Source organism: Virgibacillus profundi (assembly GCF_002287375.1).
Classification (GTDB): Bacteria; Bacillota; Bacilli; order Bacillales; family Amphibacillaceae; genus Virgibacillus_K; species Virgibacillus_K profundi.
In genome coordinates this window covers 1-24910 of sequence record NZ_NPOA01000018.1, presented here as the reverse complement: position 1 = coordinate 24910, position 24910 = coordinate 1, and the positions used below count along the sequence as shown (strand labels likewise).

The 24910-nt window shown below is 35.8% G+C and carries 21 protein-coding genes, 1 pseudogene and 2 riboswitches; of the genes and pseudogenes, 12 read left to right on the top strand and 10 right to left on the bottom strand.

Annotated features, from left to right (window positions below; all coding sequences use genetic code 11):
- Positions 1–318: 318 nt before the first annotated feature.
- Complete coding sequence (locus CIL05_RS19975; protein ID WP_095657300.1) at positions 319–1815, top strand: amidase; 1497 nt, start codon at positions 319–321, stop codon at positions 1813–1815.
- Positions 1816–2196: 381 nt separating this feature from the next.
- Here CIL05_RS19975 and CIL05_RS19970 read toward each other — a convergent pair whose 3' ends face one another.
- Positions 2197–3138 carry a nuclease-related domain-containing protein gene (locus tag CIL05_RS19970; protein ID WP_439144851.1) on the bottom strand — a complete coding sequence of 314 codons (942 nt, stop codon included), beginning with the start codon at positions 3136–3138 and terminating at the stop codon, positions 2197–2199.
- Positions 3139–3734: 596 nt separating this feature from the next.
- On the opposite strand from CIL05_RS19970, the gene CIL05_RS19965 reads away from it, so the two are divergent.
- The 5 genes from CIL05_RS19965 to guaA all read left to right on the top strand — a co-directional run bounded on the left by CIL05_RS19965 (position 3735) and on the right by guaA (position 11954).
- Positions 3735–5273: an AbgT family transporter gene (locus CIL05_RS19965; RefSeq protein WP_095657298.1), complete on the top strand. Its 1539-nt coding sequence runs from the start codon at positions 3735–3737 to the stop codon at positions 5271–5273.
- A 183-nt stretch (positions 5274–5456) separates the two neighbouring features.
- The gene (locus tag CIL05_RS19960; protein ID WP_439144852.1) at positions 5457–6416 is read left to right on the top strand and encodes an AAA family ATPase; all 960 of its coding nucleotides are present in this window, start codon (positions 5457–5459) and stop codon (positions 6414–6416) included.
- Positions 6416–7684, top strand: a complete 1269-nt coding sequence (locus CIL05_RS19955) for a DUF58 domain-containing protein (RefSeq protein WP_095657296.1) — start codon at positions 6416–6418, stop codon at positions 7682–7684. The genes CIL05_RS19960 and CIL05_RS19955 overlap by 1 nt, the downstream gene beginning before the upstream one ends.
- Complete coding sequence (locus tag CIL05_RS19950) at positions 7681–9879, top strand: DUF4129 domain-containing transglutaminase family protein (RefSeq protein WP_095657295.1); 2199 nt, start codon at positions 7681–7683, stop codon at positions 9877–9879. Before CIL05_RS19955 ends, CIL05_RS19950 begins: the two co-directional genes overlap by 4 nt.
- Positions 9880–9931: 52 nt before the next feature.
- A riboswitch (purine riboswitch) is annotated at positions 9932–10035 on the top strand.
- A gap of 383 nt (positions 10036–10418) precedes the next feature.
- Positions 10419–11954 carry a glutamine-hydrolyzing GMP synthase gene (gene guaA, locus CIL05_RS19945; RefSeq protein WP_095657294.1) on the top strand — a complete coding sequence of 512 codons (1536 nt, stop codon included), beginning with the start codon at positions 10419–10421 and terminating at the stop codon, positions 11952–11954.
- A gap of 55 nt (positions 11955–12009) precedes the next feature.
- Here guaA and CIL05_RS22715 read toward each other — a convergent pair.
- The 6 genes and pseudogenes from CIL05_RS22715 to CIL05_RS19920 all read right to left on the bottom strand — a co-directional run.
- A pseudogene (locus CIL05_RS22715) lies at positions 12010–12306 on the bottom strand (site-specific integrase); the annotation flags it as partial.
- A gap of 212 nt (positions 12307–12518) precedes the next feature.
- Entirely contained in the window at positions 12519–12959 is a 441-nt protein-coding gene (locus CIL05_RS19935; protein WP_095657293.1) for a hypothetical protein, read from the bottom strand.
- A complete protein-coding gene (locus CIL05_RS22365) occupies positions 12947–13090 on the bottom strand; it encodes a hypothetical protein (RefSeq protein WP_165769181.1) in 144 nt (47 codons plus the stop codon). Before CIL05_RS22365 ends, CIL05_RS19935 begins: the two co-directional genes overlap by 13 nt.
- 416 nt (positions 13091–13506) lie before the next feature.
- Positions 13507–13959 (bottom strand): hypothetical protein, encoded by a 453-nt coding sequence (locus tag CIL05_RS19930; protein ID WP_095657292.1) that lies wholly within the window; start codon positions 13957–13959, stop codon positions 13507–13509.
- Positions 13960–15021, bottom strand: a complete 1062-nt coding sequence (locus CIL05_RS19925; RefSeq protein ID WP_095657291.1) for a hypothetical protein — start codon at positions 15019–15021, stop codon at positions 13960–13962.
- On the bottom strand, positions 15008–15943 hold the full coding sequence (locus CIL05_RS19920; protein WP_240510246.1) for an MvdC/MvdD family ATP grasp protein: 936 nt from the start codon (positions 15941–15943) through the stop codon (positions 15008–15010). The genes CIL05_RS19925 and CIL05_RS19920 overlap by 14 nt, the downstream gene beginning before the upstream one ends.
- A gap of 285 nt (positions 15944–16228) precedes the next feature.
- On the opposite strand from CIL05_RS19920, the gene CIL05_RS22965 reads away from it, so the two are divergent.
- Positions 16229–16369, top strand: coding sequence for a transposase (locus CIL05_RS22965; protein WP_107505462.1), 141 nt, complete (start codon positions 16229–16231; stop codon positions 16367–16369).
- Between the two features lie 120 nt (positions 16370–16489).
- Here CIL05_RS22965 and CIL05_RS19915 read toward each other — a convergent pair whose 3' ends face one another.
- Together CIL05_RS19915 and CIL05_RS19910 are read right to left on the bottom strand one after the other, a co-directional pair.
- Positions 16490–17953 (bottom strand): SMODS domain-containing nucleotidyltransferase, encoded by a 1464-nt coding sequence (locus tag CIL05_RS19915; protein WP_095657290.1) that lies wholly within the window; start codon positions 17951–17953, stop codon positions 16490–16492.
- A 4-nt stretch (positions 17954–17957) separates the two neighbouring features.
- The gene (locus CIL05_RS19910; RefSeq protein WP_206207816.1) at positions 17958–18686 is read right to left on the bottom strand and encodes a DUF6602 domain-containing protein; all 729 of its coding nucleotides are present in this window, start codon (positions 18684–18686) and stop codon (positions 17958–17960) included.
- Between the two features lie 161 nt (positions 18687–18847).
- On the opposite strand from CIL05_RS19910, the gene CIL05_RS19905 reads away from it, so the two are divergent.
- The 5 genes from CIL05_RS19905 (at position 18848) to CIL05_RS19880 (ending at position 23443) form a co-directional block, all read left to right on the top strand.
- Positions 18848–19435 (top strand): superinfection exclusion B family protein, encoded by a 588-nt coding sequence (locus CIL05_RS19905; protein ID WP_206207815.1) that lies wholly within the window; start codon positions 18848–18850, stop codon positions 19433–19435.
- Positions 19436–20135: 700 nt separating this feature from the next.
- The gene (locus CIL05_RS19900) at positions 20136–20420 is read left to right on the top strand and encodes a type II toxin-antitoxin system Phd/YefM family antitoxin (RefSeq protein ID WP_095657289.1); all 285 of its coding nucleotides are present in this window, start codon (positions 20136–20138) and stop codon (positions 20418–20420) included.
- Entirely contained in the window at positions 20410–20718 is a 309-nt protein-coding gene (locus CIL05_RS19895; protein WP_095657288.1) for a type II toxin-antitoxin system RelE/ParE family toxin, read from the top strand. Before CIL05_RS19900 ends, CIL05_RS19895 begins: the two co-directional genes overlap by 11 nt.
- A gap of 470 nt (positions 20719–21188) precedes the next feature.
- Positions 21189–21289, top strand: a riboswitch (purine riboswitch).
- Positions 21290–21511: 222 nt separating this feature from the next.
- Positions 21512–22816, top strand: coding sequence for an NCS2 family permease (locus CIL05_RS19885; RefSeq protein ID WP_095657326.1), 1305 nt, complete (start codon positions 21512–21514; stop codon positions 22814–22816).
- A 123-nt stretch (positions 22817–22939) separates the two neighbouring features.
- Positions 22940–23443 (top strand): hypothetical protein, encoded by a 504-nt coding sequence (locus tag CIL05_RS19880; protein WP_095657286.1) that lies wholly within the window; start codon positions 22940–22942, stop codon positions 23441–23443.
- A gap of 43 nt (positions 23444–23486) precedes the next feature.
- Here CIL05_RS19880 and CIL05_RS19875 read toward each other — a convergent pair whose 3' ends face one another.
- A complete protein-coding gene (locus CIL05_RS19875) occupies positions 23487–24662 on the bottom strand; it encodes an MFS transporter (RefSeq protein ID WP_095657285.1) in 1176 nt (391 codons plus the stop codon).
- Between the last annotated feature and the right edge of the window lie 248 nt (positions 24663–24910).

The following is a 24910-nucleotide window of genomic DNA, read 5'->3' as shown; positions in this document are numbered from 1 at the left end:
CCCCGTGGAAGAAGGAGGGATATGGTAAGGGGTGATACGGAAAAGAGCGGAGTTTGGCTAGGTGTGGTTTGATTGGAAAGTTGTGCTTTTAGTTGTGTCTGGGATTAGGTAGTGAGTTACTGGGCTCATCTGTCCACGGTCGGGATTTTTAAGGAAGACCAGTTGCTTTCAATTATTCAGATTATTTATTTTCAGATTTCATTCCGCTTGGTTTTACCCATCCGTTTACCCTGTTTTCCTATAATCATATACTGTTCCTTAGTGTTTTAAAGTATGCAATGTTACACTTAATTCAATATCATAAAATGAGGTGTAGCAGTGGATCTTCAAACATATTTAACACTGGATGCAACAGATATGGCAGAATTAATTCGAAGCAAAGAGGTAAAACCGAGCGAGTTGCTTGCGTTAAGTTTTCAGCAATTGGAAAAGGTTAATCCAACACTAAATGCAGTGGTACATAACAGAAAAGAAAAAGTCTTGGCTGAAGCGAATCAGTTAAGTATAGAGAATCGTCCATTCGCAGGTGTTCCTACTTTATTGAAAAATATTTCACAAAGCTTAAAAGGGGAGCCATTGACTTCTGGATCAAAACTATTAAAGGCTTCGGTTGCAGATCATGATTCCAATCTTGTTGGAAAACTACGTGAAGCAGGGTTTTTATTTATGGGACATACGAATACACCGGAATTTGGTTTGAAAAATATTACTGAACCTGAAGTTTATGGTCCAACAAGAAATCCATGGAATTCGGATTATTCACCGGGCGGCTCAAGTGGAGGTTCAGCTACGGCAATTGCCTCAGGAGTTGTTCCATTAGCAGGTGCAAGTGATGGCGGCGGATCGATTCGTATCCCGGCATCTTTCTCCGGTTTATTTGGTCTGAAACCAACACGTGGCCGTACACCGGTAGGACCAGGAGCCGGGCGTCAATGGCAGGGTGCCTCGATTGATTTTGTATTAAGCAGGAGTGTTCGGGATAGTGCTGCAATGCTTGATCTGTTGCAGGTTGTACAGCCTGAAGCCGCATTCCAGACGCCGTTATTTCCGGGAAGCTATAAATCGGAAATGGAGCATGGCTTTGATAAAGCCTTAAAGATTGCCTACATGATTGATTCTCCAGTAGGCACACCGATTTCCAGGGATGCGAAAAGAGCGGTGGAGCGAACAGTCAGATGGCTGGAGCAGCAAGGGCATCATGTAGAAGAAAAGGATAATAATGTAGATGGTATTCAATTAATGAAAAATTACTTTTTGATGAACAGTGGAGAGATCTCTACTGTTGTGAGTCAGCTGGAAACGGGTCTTGGACGGGAAATTACAGCAGAGGATGTAGAGATCGAGACATGGTTATTAAATGTTGCCGGTAAATCTGTTTCTGCAGCAGAATATTCCGGGAGTCTCACGTCCTGGGATAGAGCTGCAGCTCAGATGGAGGAATTGCACCAATCCTATGATTTTTATATAACACCAGCAACGGCTTATACCGCACCAAAAGTTGGTGAGTTAACACATTCCGAGGCAGAGCAGAAACAGCTTCGTGAACAAATTTTAATGGCAGATAAGAAAGAACAGCAAGCAATCATTTATGATATGTTTTTACCAAGTTTAACTTATAGCCCTTATACCCAACTTGCCAATTTAACAGGCCAGCCGGCAATATCCGTTCCGGTTCACTTGTCTGATGATGGAATGCCGCTTGGTGTACAAATAATGGCATCGAAAGGCAAAGAAAATCGGTTATTACAGCTTGCCCATCAGCTGGAACAATCTGAGTTGTGGGTAGGAGTGAAAGGAAATCCATATTTTGATTGATAATTAGGAGCTCCTCACTTTTGGTGGGGGGGGCTTTTTGGTTTGGGAGGGATTTTCTTATTTAATGTGAGTGAGAAATGTATATGAGAGCCCATCTATGTGCCCGACCTGACTGAAGTCTTGAGCACCTGGTCACATAGAAAGATTTAATGTGCCCAATCTGACTGAAATCTGGAGCGCCCGGTCACATAGAAAGATTTAATTTGCCCGACCTGGCTGAAATATGAAGCACCTGGTCACATAGAAAGACTCAATGTGCCCGACCTGACTAAAATCAGAAGCCCCTGGTCACATAGAACAGCTCTCACGTCCAAATGAATCGAACAGAAAGATTAAAATCGGCAATCCTTGCTCGCCAATCCAAGAGTTCCGAAAAAAACACTATTTAAAATAAGCTCCTCTATTTGATCCTGTCATCGTAAAGTTTTGTTTGAGTATCCTTCTTATAATTTTTTTGGATGCTATCGCCTGACACCATTCGTGAATGATACTAGTAGTAATTTTCAGTTCCGGAAATAAGAGCGTAAATTCCTTAACAACCCGCATTACAGCAGATACCTCTTTTTCACCATGCCCACATGCTGCACAAACACACATTCTGCCATCAAAAGTTACAGAAAATGAATTGCATTTTACGCAGGTTATTCCTTTTTTTAGTTGGTTATAACTATAATCCGGTAGCTGAGTAAAGGGAGATTCTTCAATATGAAGTGACATTAACTTATCTGCAATCAACTTATGCTTTCCATTCAATTTGGTAGGGGTTGAATTTATTTTACTTAAATGACGGTTAATCTGATTTGAAAAAATGAAAGGCTTATAAAGAGGTGCTTGATATAAGTTGAATCCGGGATTAATGAGAATAACAGAGGCTTTAATTGGAAGTTTGATCCCTTGCTTGAGGAATAACTGACGGAGTAAGGATTCGCTTCTGCTCAGCTGATGCAAGGGATTAGTGATTTCATAATCGGGAATCTTGTAAAATTTATCTTCATCGTAACCGTAATAATAATCCCCTTCATAATTCTTCACTTCGAAAATATAAATCGTATGTGACGTGATAATAATCGTATCAATTTGAAAATAGGTGTTATTTATTTTCAAAAGCAAATCATTTAATATGATGCAGTCACACTGAAGTTTTTCCGTCAATGAATCGAATTGCACCTCTCCTTCAAAACCCCTTAGCAGATTTAGGTAGTGCTGCTTATTCTTGCCTGGCAAATTCATTCTATAATTTAGGTATTCCAATGTAAGTAGTTCAGTAGATTTTACGCGGGATTTATATGGCATATTCCACAACCTTTCTTTAATTAAATCCATTATACTAAATAAAAAGAAAATTACCATCATATTTTGTAAGTTTATTGGGAAATATTATTAAAAATAGAAAACAGAAGGTCAAAAGAATACTCTTTCAAAGCGAAACCGTCCAAAATGGTCGAATAAGCACCTCCCTACACTCGAAAGTAATCGAAAATCTGTTTCATAGAGAGCATTAATATGTGCCCGCCCCGCCTGAACCCGAGTGCGCCCTGTCGCATAAATTCCATTTATATGCCTGCTCAGCCCGAAATCAGAAGTCCATGGAGTCATAAGGGGCATCAATGTGCCTGTCTCGCATGAAATCAGAAGCCCCCGGTCGAATAGAGCACCTCCCCACGCCCGATCTCCCCAAAATCAGTCAAAAAAAGTCCAATAGATAACTGATAGAACGTCAATTCTCCACATCAACCAAACCCCCAAAATAATAAAGTTATTTCACCAGCGCTAATCTTGTGAAAAATTCTATTATTAGTACTTATTGTTTTACTATTTAAATTTTAGTACTAGCCGTTTATAATGAAAACCTATGTGAAACATCATAAACTATTTTCAGAATATTACCGATTTGACAACAAGGAAGGAGCACATATGTAATGAAGAAAAGGAAAGGCGTCTTTCAACGCTCTCTGGATGGTGTTGAACTGGTAGGGAATAAATTACCGCATCCTGTTACATTATTCGCAATATTAGCATTAGCTGTTTTGGTTTTATCAGCAGTTTTGTCTCCACTGGGAATAAGTGTAGAGCATCCTGGTGAAGAGGGCGGAACGGTTGAAATCAATAACTTATTAAATGCAGAGGGTCTGAAGTATATTTTTGGTAGCATGACAGATAACTTCATTGGCTTTGCGCCACTTGGTGTTGTGCTTGTAACAATGCTCGGGATCGGTGTGGCAGAACGCACAGGCTTAATTAGTGCATTATTACGTGGTTTTGTTCTGTCGGTTCCAAATCGCTTTATTACGATTGGTTTAGTATTTGCAGGTATTATGTCCAGTGTTGCTTCAGATGCAGGGTATGTAGTTCTGCCACCACTTGGTGCATTAATATTTGCGGCATTGGGAAGACATCCACTCGCTGGTTTGGCAGCTGCGTTTGCAGGTGTTTCTGCAGGCTTTAGTGCGAATCTGCTTTTATCAGGAACGGATGTAATGCTTGGTGAGCTGACAATTGCTGCGGCTTCTATTATTGATCCGGCTTATGCAGAGACAATGAACATCGCAATGAACTGGCTCTTTATCGCTGTTTCCGTTTTTGTACTGACATTTATTGGTACATGGGTAACGGAAAGAGTAGTAGAGCCTCGCCTTGGTAAATATACAGGCGAATATAAAGAGGGAAATTTAGAAGGGCTTACTGCAATCGAGAAAAAAGGTCTTATCTTCTCAGGTATTGCTGTAGTTGTTGGACTTATTCTGGCAGCATTGCTTGTACTTCCAGAAAATGCTCCGATGCGTGGTACAGAGGGAGATGCAATGGCTCAGATTATTCAATCGCCATTTATGAGCTCACTTGTACCGATTATAGCAATATTATTCTTTCTCCCTGGACTCGTTTATGGAATAACGACGAAAGCGATTCGAAGTGATAAAGATGTTGCAGGACAAATGACAGACACAATGGCATCAATGGGAATGTTTATTGTTCTTGCATTTACTGCAGGTCAATTCGTCGCCTACTTTAATGAATCCAATATGGGATTAGTGCTTGGAGTATATGGTGCGGAATTTTTAGATAGTATCAATTTAACGGGGATACCGCTAATATTGATGTTTATTCTGATTACTGCATTTATCAATTTGTTCATTGGTAGTGCATCAGCAAAATGGGCGATGATGGCACCGATTTTTGTACCAATCATGATGCAGCTGGGTTATTCACCGGAACTAACACAGATGGCTTATCGTGTGGCAGACTCAACAACAAATATTATTTCACCATTAATGACATACTTCGCAATTATTATTGCATTTGCACAAAAGTATGATAAGAAAATGGGAATTGGTACACTAATTTCCACAATGTTACCATATTCCATCTACTTCCTTGCGGGATGGACAATTATGCTTATAGTTTGGATGTTATTCGGAATACCTCTTGGACCAGGAGGACCACTAGAATATCACCCATAAAAATGAAAAAAGATGCATCTCATCATGTGAGGTGCATCTTTTTTGTATGGGACAATACAAATCTGTTTATACTAATTATAGAATTATACAAAAATTACGCTTTTACTTCATAGTACTTTTTTAGTATAGTAATAGTAGATACTTGAAAAAATTCGCACAGCCTGAGAGGGGTCGGAAAAGTTGATGCAGGAAACAACTTTATATAATGAAAAAATTGAAAGAGTCTTAACAAATATAAATAAAGTAATGATCGGTAAGGAAGATGTAGCAACACTAAGTTTGGTTGCATTATTAGCTCAAGGCCATGTACTACTGGAAGATGTTCCTGGTGTTGGGAAAACAATGCTTGTTCGTACATTGGCAAAATCATTAGATTGTGATTTTAGAAGAATCCAATTTACCCCGGATTTATTACCATCTGATGTGACCGGAATTTCCATTTATAACCCAAAGGAGCTAGAATTTGAGTTTCGTGGAGGTCCTATTCTAGGAAATATTATTCTTGCAGATGAAATAAATCGTACTTCCCCTAAGACACAGTCATCACTTCTAGAAGCAATGGAAGAAAAAAATGTAACGGTAGATGGGCAAACCATTCCACTCGCACGTCCTTTCTTTGTCATGGCAACACAAAACCCGATTGAATATGAAGGAACCTACCCATTACCGGAAGCACAGCTGGACCGGTTTATTTTGAAGCTTAAAATGGGTTACCCATCTTTTTCGGATGAACTGGAAATGCTTGAACGTACATCTAAAAATCACCCGATTGAAACCATTGATGCGGTGATGGATAAAGCAGAATTAGTTGCGATTCAAGAGGAAGTAAAGGATGTATATATTAGTAAAAATGTGCAGCATTATATTATTAATCTAGTAGCTAATACGAGATCCAATGCCTCTATTTTTCTTGGAGTCAGCCCGAGGGGATCTATTTTATTAATGAAAGCAGCAAAAGCATATGCATACATTTATGGAAGGGATTATGTATTACCTGATGATGTGAAATACCTGGCACCATTTGTATTATCCCATCGAATTATATTAACCTCTGAGGCGAAATATGATGGAATGACAGACGAGCAGGTGATAGAATCAATCGTTAAAAATACACATATCCCTATTCGAAGGGAATTTAATTGATGAAAGAGTCACTACGATTTATATTGAATTTTGTATTCATCGTGTTATTATTTCTTATTCTATTTTCTTATGCGATGTTTCAAGGTGGGTTTACGAGCTGGTTTTTGTTTTACAGCTTTCTACCAATCTTTCTTTATCATCTGGGGTTGCTCTTGCACTCTATCCAAAAGTGGGAGGTCAGTCGGAATCTATCAAAACATGTAGTCCGTGCAGGTGATAGTATTACCGTAACTGTACGTATTCAAAGATCCTTCCCTTTTCCGTTATATTATTGTATTTGTGAGGAAATTTACCCAGATTCATTGAAGCGAATTGATAACCGTAAAGATAAATACCTTTATATGAATCAACCGAATAAATTAAATGTTGATCGCAAAATTAAAAAAATTGTATTTCCATCAATACGAAAGGTATTTGAGTTTTCTTACAGGATGGAACAAATCCCCCGTGGAGAGCACCAAATGCAAGCACTGAGGATTAGTACAGGTGATGTATTTGGCTTTGTAAAAAAAGAACATATTTTCAAGCTCCCGGACCAGATTGTTGCTTATCCGAATGAGCGCCCGATTCATATGGCTGAACAAATGAGCAGTTTTGAACAGGGATCGACTTCCTCCTATTCATTAAATTTAAAAAATACAAATATAGCAACAGGTATTCGTGAATATATGCCTGGCGATAAATTTTCCTGGATTGATTGGAAACAAACAGCAAGGAAAAATGAAGTGATGACAAAGGAATTTGAACAGGAAAAAAGTACGGATATTTTACTGATATTGGACAGCTGCAATTACAAAGGAAGCAATCCATTGGAGTTCGAGGCAGCTGTTGAGGTGACTGTATCCTTAATGGAAGCAATTCGCAAACAATCAACCCAAGTGGGGTTGCTGTCAATCGGGGAAAATGTCACGCAATTTCCGATGCATCATGATCCGAGACAGCAGGACTTTATTAGAAAGCATTTGACACAGATTCAACTTTCCGGAAACCAATCATTTGCCGTGAAATTAAAGGAAGAAATGCTGAAAATAGGTAGCGGAAATATTGTTATGATTATTACAACACATATGGACGATGTATTCAGAAAATCGATTCAGCAGGTCAATGGGCGGACAAAACGGGTGATGGTTATATTTATTAAGTCAGCTAAATCGATATCCAAGACAGAACATGCGGTTATTCAGCAGCTTCAATTTGAAGGTATTGGTATTCACGTTCTGACTGAGGAGCAATTAGCGAAAAACCCAATTGAGGTGAACATGACATGAGTTTAACTAAGAATAATATTCCTTTTCTATACACCTCAATCCTATATTTTAGCGGCTTTTTTCTGTTTCTGGAATGGCTCTATCCTGTAAAGGAAATTACAGATACGAGTAATCTATCTATATTTATTATTTATACATTGTTTTGCTTCTTTATCTCCATGTTTCAGATGAAATGGTGGATTGGCTTTTTATTAAAAGGATTTGGGCTGCTTTTTATTATTGATGGTTTGTTTTTTGAATATGGTTTCATGAGCAAGCTATGGTTTGACTATTTATTCATGGAAATTGCTTTTAATTTAGAAGCCCTATTCTCTCAAGCCTGGTATCAATTGACACCAATATTTCGCAGTGTTTTATTTTTATTGTTAATTTGGTTAATGAGTTACTTACTCCATTACTGGTTTGTGGTCATGAAGCGAATCTTTCTATTTGTTTTACTGACATTTATTTACCTAGCCATATTGGATACATTTACGATTTACGATGCGGGCATGCCAATGGTTCGAACATTCATTATTTCATTTATTGCGCTTGGAATAGCTAATTTTATGAAGGAATTGGATAAAGAATCAATTCGATTTACATGGATTAAAAAGACGCCTATTTGGCTGATTCCGTTAGTTGTTATCGTTTTGTTCTCAACAGTAATTGGGTTTGCAGCACCTAAATTGGAACCGCAATGGCCAGATCCTGTACCATTTCTGAAAAGTACTGCTGAAAATGCTGGTAGTGGGAGTGGTTCAGGTGTGCAAAAGGTTGGATATGGCGAGGATGACTCGCAGTTGGGTGGATCATTTGTGCAGGACTATACCCCTGTTTTTCAGGCGGCTGTTGCCGAGGAACATTATTGGCGGATCGAATCAAAGGATGTTTATACAGGAAAAGGCTGGGAAGTTTCCAATGATCCGGATTATCAGCAGCAAACAAACGGCTCTATCTCCCTTGCTACATTCCATCCGGAAGCTGTTGAAACCGAAGAATTTGAGGCAATGATTGAATTTCAAGGGAATACAGATATTGACAAACTGATTTATCCTTATGGGATTCAACAGGTATATGCAGCAGAAGCAGATTATTATCTCGATGGTTTTTCCGAAGCAATCGAGACAAGGGTTAATGGGGAAGCTGTAAGTCTTGATAGTTACACGATATCCTATAATAACCCATCATTTGATCTTACTAAACTCAGAGAACAAACTCAGTCTGAACAACCTGAGTTTCAGGATTATTATACAAAGCTTCCTGAAGGGTTACCTAATCGAGTTGGAGAATTAGCCGAAGAAATTACTTCCGCATATGATACTCGTTATGAAAAGGCAAAGGCAATTGAAGGCTATTTTGGCAGGAATGGTTTCTCATATCAAACAACGGATGTACCTGTACCGGCTGAGGATGAGGACTATGTGGACCAGTTTTTATTCGATTCAAAAGTAGGATATTGTGATAACTACTCCACATCCATGGTTGTCATGCTCAGAACACTCGATATTCCAGCAAGGTGGGTAAAGGGATTTACAAGTGGTGAGATGATAGCTGATGATGTAGCTGAAACTGGGGATTCTTTTGATGTCTATGAAGTAACCAATGCGAATGCGCACTCCTGGGTAGAAGTATATTTTCCGGAATCAGGCTGGGTACCATTTGAACCAACACAAGGATTTGATAACCTGACCGATTTCCATACGGACGTTGAGGATAATACTTCAGAAGAGGCGCAGGATGATGTATTGGAACCAACCCCAGAAATGAATGAGCCAGAACCACCTGAAGTGCCGGAGGAGGAAGCAGTCACCGTTGCAGCTGGAAGCAATCCGGATTCATTTGAATTAAAAGCCTGGCATATTGCGATTGCTGTGGGAGTACTTGCGATAATTGCCCTGATTATTTATAAAACAAGATTTCGCTGGCAAACTTTTATAGTAGAAATGAAGTTTACTAAAAAACAGGATGCAAAAACGTATCAAGATGCCTACCATCATTTGATGAAAATTTTAAACTATAAAGGCATCACTAAAGAGCCTGATCAGACATTAAGGGAATTTGCAGAACGGATTGACGAACGGTTCACTACAAATGAAATGGGGCAATTAACAGCCCATTTTGAGCGGATGCTCTATAAGGATGAAATTAACCATACAAAAGCGAAGGAACTTACCCAATTATGGAAAAATTTAATTAAACGGATAATGGGTTGACCTAGTTGTTGCTGGTTAGTATTATAAGAACATATTAATAATGGAACACTTTTTTTAAAAAAATCATGCCGTTCGTATATCCTCGGGAAATATGGCCCTGAGAGTCTCTACCGGAGCACCGTAAAAGCTCTGACTATGAAGGCAGTAATCTGTTATGTTATACATATAACCTGGATTTCTGCCTTTTTGTAGCTTATTATAGTATACGAAAAGGTGGATGTGCGGGTTATTTTTGTGGATTTTGGAATTGGGCGAGATTGCTCTATGCGACCGATCTCTACTGATTATAGTTAGTTCGGGCATATAGAGGCGTTCTATGTGCCCGGTTGCAACTGATTATATTCAGTTCGGGCTTATAGAAGTGCTCTATGTGCCCGATTGCTATTTATTTTAGTCTGTACGGGCATATAAAGTCACTCTATCGGACATTTCGTACTTGCTTCAGCACGGTTTTGGCTTAGAGAAGAATTGAACAAAAGCATCATACAGTCGAGCAAAAAAATATCTGGTGAAAGATACAATAGATAGGGGCGTAATTCATGGAAAATAATGAAATGATATTAGTATTGGACTTTGGCAGTCAGTACAACCAATTGATTACACGCAGAATTAGGGAGTTTGGTGTTTACAGTGAATTACACTCACATAAGTTAACAGCAGAAACGATCAAAAAAATGAATCCAAAGGGAATTATTTTATCAGGCGGCCCACACAGTGTTTATGATGAAAATAGCTTTCGTTGTGACCCGGAAATTTTTGATCTGGATATTCCGATCTTAGGGATTTGTTATGGGATGCAGCTGATGGCTCTAAACTATGGCGGGAAAGTCGAAAAGTCGAAGAACCGTGAATATGGTAAGGCGCTTATCGATCTGAAAAATGATCCAATTCTATTTAAAGATTCACCAGCCAGTCAAACTGTTTGGATGAGTCATGGTGATAAAGTAATGGCCGAACCGCCATCATTTCAAATTGATGCAACAAGCCCATCCACACCGATTGCGGCAATGAGTAATCCAGAAAAGAAACTTTATGGTGTGCAATTTCATCCAGAGGTTCGCCATTCGGAATATGGTAATAACCTTTTGAAGCAATTTGTTTTTGATGTTTGCCAAAGTGATGGCAACTGGACAATCGAGAACTTCATTGACATGGAAGTAGAAAAAATTCAAAGTAAAGTAGGAGAACGCAAAGTTTTATGTGCACTTAGTGGTGGGGTGGATTCATCCGTTGTTGCGGCATTGATCCATAAAGCAATCGGTGATCAGCTAACATGTATTTTTGTCGACCATGGTCTGCTTCGCAAAAATGAAGCAGATGATGTAATGGAAGTATTTGCTGAAGATTTTCATATGAATATAATCAAAATCGATGCAAAGGATCGCTTTTTATCCAAACTTACAGGAGTGGATGACCCTGAGAAGAAGCGTAAAATAATTGGAAATGAATTTATTTATGTATTTGATGATGAAGCGGCTAAGCTGAAAGATATAGATTTCCTTGCACAAGGAACATTGTATACAGATGTAATTGAAAGTGGAACGGAAACTGCACAAACGATTAAGTCCCATCATAATGTTGGTGGACTTCCAGAGGATATGCAATTTGAGCTTATCGAACCATTAGACACACTTTTCAAGGATGAAGTGCGTGAACTTGGTACACAATTAGGTATCCCGGAACATATTGTCTGGCGTCAGCCTTTCCCGGGACCAGGTCTGGCAATTCGCATTCTGGGTGAAATTACCGAAGAAAAACTTGCTATTGTTCGTGAATCAGATGCTATTTTACGGGAAGAAATCGCTGCAGCCGGGCTGGATCGTGATATCTGGCAGTATTTCACAGTACTCCCGAATATAAGAAGTGTTGGTGTCATGGGAGATGCAAGAACATATGACCACACCATTGGTATTCGTGCGGTTACTTCAATTGATGGAATGACCTCTGATTGGGCTCGTATTCCATGGGATGTATTGGAAAAAATATCAACACGGATTGTAAATGATGTGGAGCATATTAATCGAGTTGTGTATGACATTACGAGTAAGCCGCCTGCGACCATTGAGTGGGAATAGTAACAGGAGCCCTAAAAGCCTTGGTAACACAGGGTTTTTAGGGCTTTTTTATTCTTCATGGCACACTTTGATGCTTTGTCTGCATAAACTGGTTGCTGCTGTAATGTTTAATTTGTGTATCTTCATTTGTTTTTATATGAATGAAGTTGCCCAATTTGTCCGCTACTTGAAAGTTATTGTTTGGATATAAATGTCCATACGTTCCTAAAGTAGTTTGAATATCTTCGTGACCTAGTCTGTCTTTAATGACCAAAGGATTTTCATACATACTGATTAACAGTGAAACATGGGAATGTCTTAGCCTATAAATATTGATTCAATGAATACTAGTAGAATTTGCATATCGTTTGATTATTATTAAATCTACTTTATATATATGTCTTTATATCCCCTGTCATTATAGGGCTCTAATTTAGTGCCATTATCAATTAATTTTCCACGATAGTAAACATTTGCATATTTTTTCTTATTAAGATACGTAGTGACTTTTGAAGTAAGTGGTTTATTTGAAAGCTTATCAATGTTTGAGTGAATTTTTGGTAGTTCACTGTTAAGAAATTTGATTTAAAGCATATTCTCTCCAAATGAAGCAGTTTCTATTAAAGCTTTTCCAAAGAATATTCTCACTTCGTTATAAGGGAAACAAAAATTTTGTGACTTCACAAACAACTCATTTAATGAGATTTTAGATTTACTAATTACCACGAATTGAGAGTCATTATTTACAATATTGTCTTCGTACAGTTCTACAAAACTTGCAATTGAATATAATTGTCTTGATTCAGTCCCTTTCTTTCCATTTGGTCTAGAATTAGAATTTATAAAGTTACTTGTGACGGGTAGGTCTTCTGTCTTTGCTCTGATGTCAGCTTTACTTTTATTGATCGATTCAGTCATTTTAATTAAACCATTTTTGTTGATTGTACTTTTGGCTCCATCTGCTTCTTTTTTGTACTGTTCGCTTGCTTCGCTAGGTGAAATCTCAGTACATCCTACAATATGCAATTCTTCTTTGAAAGAAGGAGTGAAGTAGTATTTTTTTCCATATCTATTCCAGTTCGTGCATGTGAGGTTGATCCTACAATTTTAGCATAGATATTTTTCTGTAACTCTAAACTAAATGCTCTTTCTGACATGATAATTCTCCTAACATTTATTCTTTAGCTATTTTTACCTACTTTGGACTAGTGTATCATGTACTTTTATTAATTTCTGAATAGGGCCACTAGACTTTGCCACCCTCGCCATGTTTTTTTCGAATGTTCGCCAATGTACTTACCAATGAATAAAAACATTAAATAATAAGAGTTTATCGAAGTATACTCGCCTTTAGTGTGATAACATAATAGAAACCGAATATACAGTTGTTGTAATCGATATAACAACTACAAAAAGCGGATGGTAGGTTAAATTATTACCCAATAAAGGGGAGTGGGTTCGTGGTTTGTCCCCTCTCTATTCATACCAATTTTTTTAAAAAAACCATCGTACTATATTGAATTACGATGGTTCTCTTTTATATTGGTTATTGTAAACAGAGTTCTTAAAAAATCTATATGATGGGATACTCATCTGGATCACTGTCTTCTAACGTTTTTGTAATAAGGGTAGAATCTGGTCCCATCATCATTTCATCTTCATCATCATTTTCAACTATAAAAGTTTGTCTCGTAGTGGGTGCACTGGCATTATAATCAATGTCTCCATTTTCGACTGTTTCAGTAATTTTAGTTGTATCTGGACCTAATAGCTGATAGCAATTTTCATCAGTGTTTTCTAATGTAGCAGTTTCTTTTGTAGTATCAGGCCCTACATAACTTTCATCAACATCACTATTTTCAATAACTCTTGTTTCAATTGATTTATCTCGAGGTCCAAAGCAAGCAACGGTTTTTGTTTTTTCTTTATCTAAGTAATTCAACTGTGTAAAATGGTCGTAAACCAAGGTAATATCTTCCTGTAACTGGTATTCTTCAGCATATAAGCTAATATACGGCTTCTTCATCTAATCCTCCTCTATTACTATAATTGAAATCATTTGAGTGTTAGTATCTCTTAATTCTATTATATCAGTGAACCCGTCATTGTACATATCTAAGAATTTCGATAAATCTACCAAGCTAGAGGTTTCTTCATTATACAAAATTATTAGCTTATCAATATTGTTGTAAAGTAATCGGTCTTTTAAGCTAGTTAACTCTAAATCATTGATTTTCATAAAATCGCCGCCATCAGATTGGACCTCAGATAGATGGATAAGGGTTGTTGGAGAACTAATACTATTGTTCAAAACTATACTATTGTCTACTTTTGCAATGTGTTGTTCAGCAGTATGAGAAGTAAGAAGTAAAACGCTAATTATGACAAATCCTATCATATATTTTTCTATATTTTTAATTAAGGTCACTTGGAAAGTACTTTCACTTTTTATTGTAAGCCATTCGTAATAGAGTGATTCAGTAAATTCTTTTAATGGTGTATCGGACTTTCGTATTGAATTGAACCGGGTCCTGTTATATCCTCTAACTCTCATAAAGTCATGAAAAAATAAGAGTAAATTAATTAGAATATAAACGAGAGCAATTAAAAATAATACCTTGTAATCACCAATAAAATTATGAAGTTTACTTAATTGTGCTCCATATAATGGTAATATCAGAGCTATGATTGCTATGTAAGCAACATATTTATTAAATGTTTTATTCTTTGTACCTTCTATTTGACTGATTTTGTACATAAGTGTTTCTTTGTGAATTAAAACTTTATCATCGTTAACTGTTTCAATTTCCTTCTTATAGGAATCATACGCTTTATCCGCTTTATCATTGGGATAATTACATAACTTCTCTAAGTTAATTATATTTAAAAAATTCATTTCTTTTGTTTCAATGTAATAAGTAAAAAAATGAATAATCCTCTTACCAAAATTAAAGCTCAGGAAAGAAATCCGTAATCGTTCTAGGGAGTTATTTTCAATTTTGCCAAATTGCAAATCATCGGTGATTCTTAAAATAGGACTATAGGACAAAAGTTTGCAGAGAAATAATATTATTTTATTTTTCAGCATTCTTATCTCCTCCGGTTAAGTATTCTATAATTTTATCTGATATACCTAGATTTAGTTTTTCCTCAAGCCATTGCCACTGACCATTTGCATTTAGTTCTAAGAAGATATATTCTTGGTCATTTACTATGAAATCAAATGCTGCAAAGTGTATGTTGAGCTTTTTCATCATCTCATTACATTTTTCTTCAATATCTATTGGAACTCTAATCTTGCTGTAACGTATCGTGGCATCACTTTTACGCCAGTCAACCTTATTGGATGATTCAATTTTAACTCCATAACATTCACCATAGACTATGGTTAACCGGACTTCATAGTCTTTTTGCACATAAGATTGAAAATAGGCCGGAGAAAATTCAAGTCCTTTGACGTTACCTGTATCTTTGACAATATTGGTTTGAATGAAATTAACGGTCTGACTTGTATTAATTCTACCTACTGATATAGGTTTTACAATTGAGCTATTTTGGGTCTCTACGAATTTTTGTGCTGATATATTTGAATTGGTAAGTAGAGAGGGGGGAATAGTAAAACCAACTTCTTTAGCAACATGAATTTGAACAATTTTGTTATCGGCTTTTTTTAATATTGATGGTCTTGTTAAAGCTACTTTTCCTGCATTTTCCGCTATTCCTTCTATAATAGTCATCATTTCTTTGTACATTAAATTTCTATATTTTATATCAAATTCTCGAAGATCGGGTAAAGTTATCTTTCTATAATAAACACCATAACAATCATTAATATTAATCGAAACATTTGATATTATATTTGTAATAATTGTATCTTCATTAGAAACCTTTATTTCATAGTCATTAAATTTATCAGTATTAAGACGAAAAAAACAAACTGTATTACTAAATCGATGGATAATACTGTCAACAGTAAGGTCCATCGAATTCGTTATTATTAAAATATACATATTTGATTACCTCCACATGTATTTATAACCATTCAATTGTTCGGAAAAAAGAGAACACACCGTTTGCAAAAAAAGATTCAAAGGATCACTTCCGTATTCTTGGCAAGCGAAAGGATCAGCTTGCCAAAGAGGAGCGAGGCATTTTGAATAGAATACTACAATACGTTTCAGTTTAGCCCCAAGTTTATGATTGGAAAGAAGCATTCATTGACTGGTACGACTGCAGTTCATCGGATAATCAAACGGTCAAGGGATTCCAGCGATCATCCACAAGTCTGAAGTTGTTTGAATACCTTGTACAATTGGCGTGAGGCAATCTGTAATTATCATAAGAGGTGCTTCACCAATGTGGCAGTGGAAGGGAAGAACAGCCTAGTCAAAGACTTACAGCATCGTCACTTTTTCACGCGCAATCCGCAACAATAAAAGGAAATGATTCTACTAGAGTGTAATGCAGAATGGATTTAATACAACTCTTAGTCAAGCACATATTTTGATGAAGAAAAAGATAAACAGAATTCTTTATTGTTGTGTATTTACTGAAAATCATTTTCTATCTTTTTCTAACAGTTTTAATGCTTCTTTGAAGGATTTATTCGTACTAGAATAATCATCATGTTTTATGGCAGCTTTTAAAGAATTTATCAGGGTTATTCTATATGGTGTTTTTTCTATAACATCCTTTACTTCATATATTGATAGATAAAAATTATCCTTCACCATACTACAGATAGAATCATAAAATTTCTCATGAAGTTCAAGAGCTTTATAAATAGTAGCTAAATAGTTGTGTTCATAGCCTCGAAAGCCTCGTCGCTTTTTTTTATTTATTTCTTCTAAAGTTTCAATTTTCTTTATCCAGTATTCTCTACCCGTATCTTTAATTAGTTCTGAAGAGAGGCTATTGCTTGCTTCTTGAATAAAATCTATATAAAGGGTATATTTCAAATCGTCTAATTCTGATTGAATGTTTTTCTTACGATTGGAAATATCTGTTTCCTTTTTTTCTAAATCTTGTTTTTTCTGTTCGTATTCTTTTATATTTATTGCTAGTTCTTGAGATTTTTCGACTACTTCATTTAATAAACAATCTATCTGTGATTTTGCAGTTAATGAATATTCTTCTTGAGTCTCCTCTATACTTTTGGCACTATCCTTTCCAAATATTTTTTTCCAAATATCTACACTAAAATCAGCAGATTTAATTTGTTCTAAATCTTGCTGAATTAGTTCTATAAATACTGTGAAATCCTCAAGAGAATAGTTTTCAGCTAAGTTATTCTCCTGTAAAATAGGATCATTTATAGTAGGGATTATTTTTTTAGCAATATAATCATCTTTAAAGTTATCTACTATATTTTCCAAAGTAGTTATCAAAAGATTTTCCATATCATATTTTGAGTTACCTATATTATCAGCAATTAATTTTTCTAAAAGAATGCCTTTTGGAAGTCTCACTTGTTCTATGTTTTTTCTTTTTCGCCACCACTTTAACAGTTTAACAAGGGGTTTATATTTATTTTCATTATCCGTATTTATTCTAGTTGACCATTCAATATGCTTCTTTGGGTTAGTCAAAATCCATTCATTATTTTCTCTGTTTCCTATCCAAAAATGATTATCTTCAGCGATTAAAGGGACAATATCTATATGATAATTAGCCATATCAATCCCAACAGATTTAGATTGAAGCCTAATATTTTTATATTTTTCACGAATACTTAATACATCTTTCAACTCCGTCAAAATATGTTCTGGAGAAGTTTTTTTATTATAGTTTGTAACAACTACAATATCAACATCTTGCTTATCCTCATTAACTGAAGGACGTATTGCAATATTCTTTGCAAACGATCCAGAAATAAATGTATCGATATGTTTATGTTTATATTGCTCACTATTTTTTAAATACTCTCTTAAATTACTTTGTAGACTACTAACATAGTTTTTTGTTGATTTGCTTGGTTCAATATTAGATAGTAGATTATAGAAGTATTGATAATTCCCCATTAGATTACACTCCTCTATTTAGTTTTATCCCATCCAATGAGAAATCAGCGTAATTTCTAATATCCACTGCAGGAACAGTTCCAATTTTATAAAGTTCATCTAGTATAATAAAGAAAAAAGATAGTATAACTTCATCTTCATTTGATTTTGCAATATCTACAATATTTCTATAGTCATCTTTAATGGTTAAAAATGAGAATTGATTGATTGCACAGCCTAGATCAATAGAAGGATAATGAGTTAAATGACTCTTTATAGAATCAAATGATATTGAGTTTGAAGATAAAATCCCACCAATAACTTTTGTTAGATTACGAGCTTTTACAGGTTTACCTGCCACTATCATAGGTCTTGAGCTTCTGTACAAGTTCTGTACAGACATAATTTTTTTATGTGCATATTCAAGGTATCCTTTATTAAGTTCTTGTTTGACCTCAAATACAGCATACACGCTTTCAGCTGTAATAAATTTTTCTCCTGCTTCAGTTTCAAAAATCAAAGGTGCATATAAAGAGTCATAAATTATTACGTCAATTTGTTCACTCATATTACCAGTTGAATCGAAAACAAACCCTTTATCAACTGCATATTTACTTGGTAAAAAACTTCTAAAAAAGTTAATCCAGGCTCCTTCAGAGTTATCGCCTTTTGAAGTAGGATGATTTATATCAGCTTCTAATTTTGCCATTAATGCTTTTTGTTTATTTTCTAATAGTATTTTTATAGATGTCATGATAAACTCCTTTCAAATATTTGATTTGTAGGATCATTATATCATGAGTACTATTTCCTATTTCCTATCTCCTATCTCCTATCTCCTATCTCCTATCTCATATGTGCCCAACGAATTTGTTATAATAGAATAGAAATTACCTTTAGAAAGGAAGCTAATAAATGAAGTTAGACTTAAATATAACAGATTTACTCAATTTACCTACTAAAATAATGGCTTCAATTGCGCTAGGTATTGGTCTATTATTGTTCTCACCAAATTGGCTTATTGAAAAGCTTTATATGATAAGTTTTAGAGAAGAATATGGTTTTATTCTGGGAATAGTATTTGTCATTTCTTTTGTGATTTTTACTGTTAGTATCAGCATAACTTTTTATTCTTATTTATCAAAGAAAAGAGCTAATAAATGGTTCTTAGAAAGTGCAAGCCAAAGATTAAATGATCTAAGTGATTACCAGAAAACAATTATTTTCGCGCTGTATCAGCAAGATAATCATACAGGAGAACTTCCAATCCATGATGGAGCTATTCACATGCTAGAATATAATATGATGATTCAAAAAGCCACAACACAGTATGCTGTAGCAGATTTAAATAACGCTGTATTCCCTTATTTTTTACAACCATGGGTGATCAATGAACTACAGAAAAACGATAATTTACTGGATTCATTCCAAAAATCTTATGTTACCTTTGAATCCAAAAATGCACATAGTTATCAAAAGAATCGAGATAATTTTACTTGGTAGGAACAACATTTTTTATTCAGCATATAAGGTTGCAAACTTAAATGGATAGTTGTGAGTTTATAAATAAAGTTACCTAATTCTTAACACAATATATTTTGAAAAATTTTCTATAATTTAATCACAATTGTTTCTATAAAAAGCTGAAATGATTTTTCATTTCAGCTTTGTGATTTATTAAAATCTGTGGCACAGTCGTGGCACACTTTATATCAATTTACATGCTTTAATTGTTTTTGACGTTTCCTTAAACCTTTTCATATCAACGATATTGCACTATATTGTATTGGCGAAGTACTGAGTGGGAGTAAAAAAACGCTTAGAATCCTTGTTTTATAAGGGTCCTAAGCTCTTTTTTATTCCTTTACATTTACATTTGAACAGCAAGAAAATGTTTAAAAGAATGAAGAAATAATGTGGTATTAATTAATCAGCTTAATAATAATTTTATTTAATCTAGCAAATTATAAGTAATTGTTCTCTTTGAAGGGCTATCAACTAATGTGTAAGTTATCAAGATGAAAAAACTTCATAATAATTTTAGAAGTGCAATTTTAAATTGAGTTTGCTCCGTGTTAGCCTTTGAGCTTTTAGGAGTGTAGGACATTAAACCCTTTCCTCTGAAAGGGCTCAAATTTAAATTCAATTGCTGGATTAGCGTGATTATGATAAAATTATGATAAGTTAATGGAGGGTTGATAATATGCCACATATTAGACCAATTTCAGATTTACGGAATAGCTTTGCAGATATATCAAGGATGGTACACGAATCGTCAGAACCCATATATTTGACTAAGAATGGTTATGGTGACATGGTGGTAATGAGCATTGAAGCATACGAAAAAAAAATGTTTGAAAGTGAAGTTTATTTCAAGCTAAAAGAAGCGGAACTGGAAGCCAAATCCACGAATAAACGATATACACATGAAGAAGTATTTTCAGATTTAAGGTCAAGGCTTGCTAACAGGGTTGACGATGAGATATAGACTGAAATATTTGCCTTTGGCTTTAGATGATTTAAGGGATATAACGAACTACATTACTGAAACACTTAAAGCACCAAAGGCTGCAATGGATTTATTGGATACTTTGGATGAATCCATATCCAGGCTTGAGCAGTTTCCTTATTCTTGCAAAGTATTTCATCCTATCAAGTCCACGGATAATGAATATAGACTTTTACCAGTTAAGAATTATGCTGTTTTCTATGTAGTTAATGGAGAAGTGGTTGAAATTCACAGAGTTTTATATGCTAAAATGGATATAACCAAGGTTATAAAGTAATCATGAGTGGAAATGAAAATAAGACCTTAGAATCCTTTTTTATAAGGGGTTCTGTTTTTTGTTAGGGTTCAAAGTATTTAACCTCAGTATTGATAAGATTGATCAAAAGAATATTATTTATTTATTTATTTATTCCTTGACATTTTCGAAATTTAACTTACGCTGTAGTGCCGCATTCAATTTAGGCATAGTACTGAGTGGGAATAAGATTAGCAGTACAAATTTGATGGTATTAGTTGGTGGGTCTTGAAGGGCATCAGGTGGAAGCTGAGGAGTTGGTTGTAATACTTGAAAAGACAATTATCACTCAATTAAAGTCTCGCCACTCTCACTTAATCCCTCCATTTTAAGCGCCATCATAGTGACGTTCGCATAGAAACGAATATTATTTAAGTAATACGAACATTAATCTAAAATAATCAATTATCATTCGGATTTCATTGACAATCCATAATAAAAATAGTAATATAAAAATACATTTTAATAAAAAGCGTATAATTTCGGGGATATGGCCCAGAGTTTCTACCAGACTGCCGTAAATAGTCTGACTACGCAGGTATAGTGATTTTTTAAAATAATGTCCATTTGCAAGGTTGCAGATGGCTCCTTTCATTTTTAAAATTACTTTTCCCTGTATAGATAATGTAGCGCTCCTGGATAATAGACCATGAGGGCTTTTATTTTTTTGGCAGTTAAGAAATTACAAAATACTTTCTTACTGCATAAGGCAACTAAGGAATTCGCCCAAAGGCTGGCGAATGCCAAGTTTTCTAACATCGAGGGGGAAGCTGTAATGAAGAAATATTTCCGTTTTGAGGAATTAGGTACAAATTATAAAACAGAATTTATGGCTGGTATGACAACATTTTTAGCGATGGCCTATATTCTTTTTGTAAATCCATCTGTTTTGGGTGAAACAGGCATGGATCAGGGGGCTGTATTTGCAGCCACAGCGATTGCAGCAGCAGTAGGTTCTTTATTTATGGGGGTAATTGCTAAATATCCAATCGTACTTGCACCTGGTATGGGATTAAATGCTTTTTTTGCATACACCGTTGTTCTTGGGTTTGGTATTCCGTGGGAAACTGCGTTAGCTGGGGTTCTGGCATCAGGAATTATTTTTATCATATTAACATTAACAGGAATCAGGGAAATTATTATTAATGCAATTCCAGCTAACTTGAAGATGGCTGTTGGTGCCGGAATTGGTTTATTTATTGCTTTTGTTGGATTACAAAGTGCAGAGATTGTTGTTGCCAATGAAGCTACTTTACTTGGTATTGGTGATTTAACAAGTCCGACTGTTCTACTTGCAATATTTGGTCTTGTTGTATCAGTCATTTTACTTACACTTGGTATAAAAGCAGGTATTTTTTATGGAATGATTATCACTGCTGTTGTCGGCATGATCTTTGGATTGATTGCGACACCTTCAGGATTTGGAGAAATTGTAAGTGGTGCGCCAAGCTTAGCGCCAACATTTGGACAGGCATTTTTACATTTTGGTGATATTTTTACAATCGAAATGCTTGTTGTCATTTTAACGTTTCTATTTGTTGACTTCTTTGATACGGCGGGGACGCTCGTTGCTGTGGCCTCACAAGCAGGACTAATGAAAGATAATAAACTTCCACGTGCGGGAAAAGCATTATTTGCTGATTCAGCAGCAACAGTAGTAGGGGCGAGCATTGGTACATCAACAACAACTTCCTATGTGGAATCAACTGCAGGAGTTGGGGTTGGAGGAAGAACCGGATTTACTGCAATAGTTGCAGCGGGATTCTTCCTTTTGGCCATATTTTTCTCCCCATTATTAAGTGTTGTGACACCGCAAGTAACTGCACCAGCATTGATTATTGTCGGTGTCATGATGGCAGCATCACTGAAAAATATCGAATGGGATCAATTTGAAGTAGCAGTGCCGGCATTTTTTACAGTTTTAATGATGCCACTAACGTATAGTATTGCAACAGGGATTGCGATTGGATTTATTTTCTATCCAATTACGATGATTCTAAAAGGCCGCGCAAAAGAAATACATCCGATTATGTATGGATTGTTTGTCATCTTTGTATTGTATTTTATTTTCTTGAGCTAGCATATGATAAAAAGACTGATGCTGAAACTTTAGCATCGGTCTTTTTATTATCATTAAATGCAGGAATTTTGTCGCTTTAAATAGAAAGATGTAGTAAGGGGTTTTGCCAGGGGGGGTAAATAGATGAGAAAAGGGATAATGATCCTTATTGCATTTGTAGGATTATTAGCTGCCTGCAGTGATACAGAAGAATTGAAAGATAAGCTCCATACATTGGCAATAGATTTTAAGGAAGCACAGTATACGGTGGAGTATGAGCAGACACTAGGGAATTTACCTGAAATGACTGAATTTTCAAAGGAAAGGGTTAAGGAATATTTGACAGAGGATGAGTTGGAGCGTCAGTCAATCAACCGAATGTTGCTTCAACCGATTTTTGAGGCGGAAAACCGTAAAGCCGATGTAGCGGTCAAGGAAATAAAAATGGATTTCATTGATCTTCCCGATAATAGTGAAACAAATAAGAACCTGGAATATCAGATGACGATACAATTTATCCAGAATGATTCTGTAGTGGAGGAGTTCAGCTTTGATGGTAGAATGCGAATTGAAAAAATAAACGATGAATGGAAAATTGACTGGGATGAGGATTCCTTTTTTAAGGAAATAATTCCGTTGAAGCAATAAAAAAGAATGAGAGCAACCATAAGTGGATGCTCTCAGAGACTTCCTATTCAGCTTTTTGTGAAGAAGTCGATTCTTTTCCATATGGCAACACGTGGTAAACCGTAAGCAATATCGTACCAACCAATGCCAGTATTCCCATTCCGAAGTACAGTGTACCACCACCAGAAGTATCTATTAATGCACCACCAGCCAGTGAGCCAATGATTCCTGATATTCCGAAAAATGTTGCAAAAAATATCAGGTGCCCGGTCGATTGCAGTAATTTTGGTATAAGTCTGGATACATAACTGAATGATGCTAAATAAAATAAGCCAAATGATAATCCATGTGTGAATTGCAGGGCAACAATATACATCGGGTTATCTATCGTGGAATAAAGTAACCAGCGGATACTGTAAAGAACTCCTGCGATAATAATAAATATCAACGGATGATATTTTTTGAACCAAAAGCCTGCTGTAGCAAATACTGCTGCTTCTGTAAGAACGCCGACAAACCATGCGAGTCCGACTAATCCTTCACTTCCGCCAAGCTGTGCAATGTATAAGCCCATAAAGCTGTCATTCGCTCGATGCGTAATACTAAGTAGCATAATGAATAAAAGGAAAATAACAAACGGCTTGCTTTTAATGATTGTCGTGACATCTTTTAACTGGACAGGTTCAGAATCCACTTTCACATCAGTAAGTCGAAAGGTTACAATAAGAGCAATCGTACCGAAAAATAAATAGGGAATGATCATATATTGGATTCCGACTCTTGTCAGGATTTCACCAATTACAAGGGATGAGGTGGCAAAGCCGACGGATCCCCACATCCGGATTGTTCCAAAGGAAATACCCAAATCATCTGCTCTTCGCTGTGCCAGACTGTCTCCGAGTGCCCCAATAGGTGTAACGAAAAAGTAGAAAACAGCACCCATTAAAAGAATAGCAATCAATGCATCCATCTGAAAGAATAATACACTGGTAATGAGAAGTCCGACAATACAGATTTGGAGAATTCGTTTTACTGTTTTATATTTATCACTCATATATCCCCAAAATGGTTGGGCGACGATTGAAGCAAGTGGGCCAACTGCTAATACCCAGCCAATTTCAGTACCGTTCAGTCCTTTATATTTTAAATATAATGGCAAGTAACTTAGAATAATTGTATTTGTTGCATGAAAGCTAAATAATAGCATTTTTAATGGTGTTAATGAATTGCTTTTTGACAAAAATATTCTCCCCTAACGCAGATGGCTATCCGTACATATTGTATTAGAACACTATATCATTTTTTCGGTGGTTTGTATGCAAACAGCTTTATGAAAAGGGTGTTTGAACAGAGAGAATTTTAAGACTTGTGGTGATAAGTCAAGTAAAAAATGATAAAAGAAAAAGATAAAAACTGGCATTAAAGGTTAAAAAGAGCGCACTAAACTAAACCCACCCAATTAACTGAAACAATTGTTCGGGCCTGCTG

What these genes read in the sequence shown, in the direction of transcription:
- CIL05_RS19970 (WP_439144851.1), bottom strand. Translation starts at nt 3,138, where the DNA reads ATGGATTTAATTAAAGAAAGGTTGTGGAATATGCCATATAAATCCCGC.
- CIL05_RS19965 (WP_095657298.1), top strand. Translation starts at nt 3,735, where the DNA reads ATGAAGAAAAGGAAAGGCGTCTTTCAACGCTCTCTGGATGGTGTTGAA.
- CIL05_RS19960 (WP_439144852.1), top strand. Translation starts at nt 5,457, where the DNA reads ATGCAGGAAACAACTTTATATAATGAAAAAATTGAAAGAGTCTTAACA.
- CIL05_RS19955 (WP_095657296.1), top strand. Translation starts at nt 6,416, where the DNA reads ATGAAAGAGTCACTACGATTTATATTGAATTTTGTATTCATCGTGTTA.
- CIL05_RS19950 (WP_095657295.1), top strand. Translation starts at nt 7,681, where the DNA reads ATGAGTTTAACTAAGAATAATATTCCTTTTCTATACACCTCAATCCTA.
- guaA (WP_095657294.1), top strand. Translation starts at nt 10,419, where the DNA reads ATGGAAAATAATGAAATGATATTAGTATTGGACTTTGGCAGTCAGTAC.
- CIL05_RS22365 (WP_165769181.1), bottom strand. Translation starts at nt 13,090, where the DNA reads ATGTCAGAAAGAGCATTTAGTTTAGAGTTACAGAAAAATATCTATGCT.
- CIL05_RS19930 (WP_095657292.1), bottom strand. Translation starts at nt 13,959, where the DNA reads ATGAAGAAGCCGTATATTAGCTTATATGCTGAAGAATACCAGTTACAG.
- CIL05_RS19925 (WP_095657291.1), bottom strand. Translation starts at nt 15,021, where the DNA reads ATGCTGAAAAATAAAATAATATTATTTCTCTGCAAACTTTTGTCCTAT.
- CIL05_RS19920 (WP_240510246.1), bottom strand. Translation starts at nt 15,943, where the DNA reads ATGTATATTTTAATAATAACGAATTCGATGGACCTTACTGTTGACAGT.
- CIL05_RS19915 (WP_095657290.1), bottom strand. Translation starts at nt 17,953, where the DNA reads ATGGGGAATTATCAATACTTCTATAATCTACTATCTAATATTGAACCA.
- CIL05_RS19910 (WP_206207816.1), bottom strand. Translation starts at nt 18,686, where the DNA reads ATGACATCTATAAAAATACTATTAGAAAATAAACAAAAAGCATTAATG.
- CIL05_RS19905 (WP_206207815.1), top strand. Translation starts at nt 18,848, where the DNA reads ATGAAGTTAGACTTAAATATAACAGATTTACTCAATTTACCTACTAAA.
- CIL05_RS19900 (WP_095657289.1), top strand. Translation starts at nt 20,136, where the DNA reads ATGCCACATATTAGACCAATTTCAGATTTACGGAATAGCTTTGCAGAT.
- CIL05_RS19895 (WP_095657288.1), top strand. Translation starts at nt 20,410, where the DNA reads ATGAGATATAGACTGAAATATTTGCCTTTGGCTTTAGATGATTTAAGG.
- CIL05_RS19885 (WP_095657326.1), top strand. Translation starts at nt 21,512, where the DNA reads ATGAAGAAATATTTCCGTTTTGAGGAATTAGGTACAAATTATAAAACA.
- CIL05_RS19880 (WP_095657286.1), top strand. Translation starts at nt 22,940, where the DNA reads ATGAGAAAAGGGATAATGATCCTTATTGCATTTGTAGGATTATTAGCT.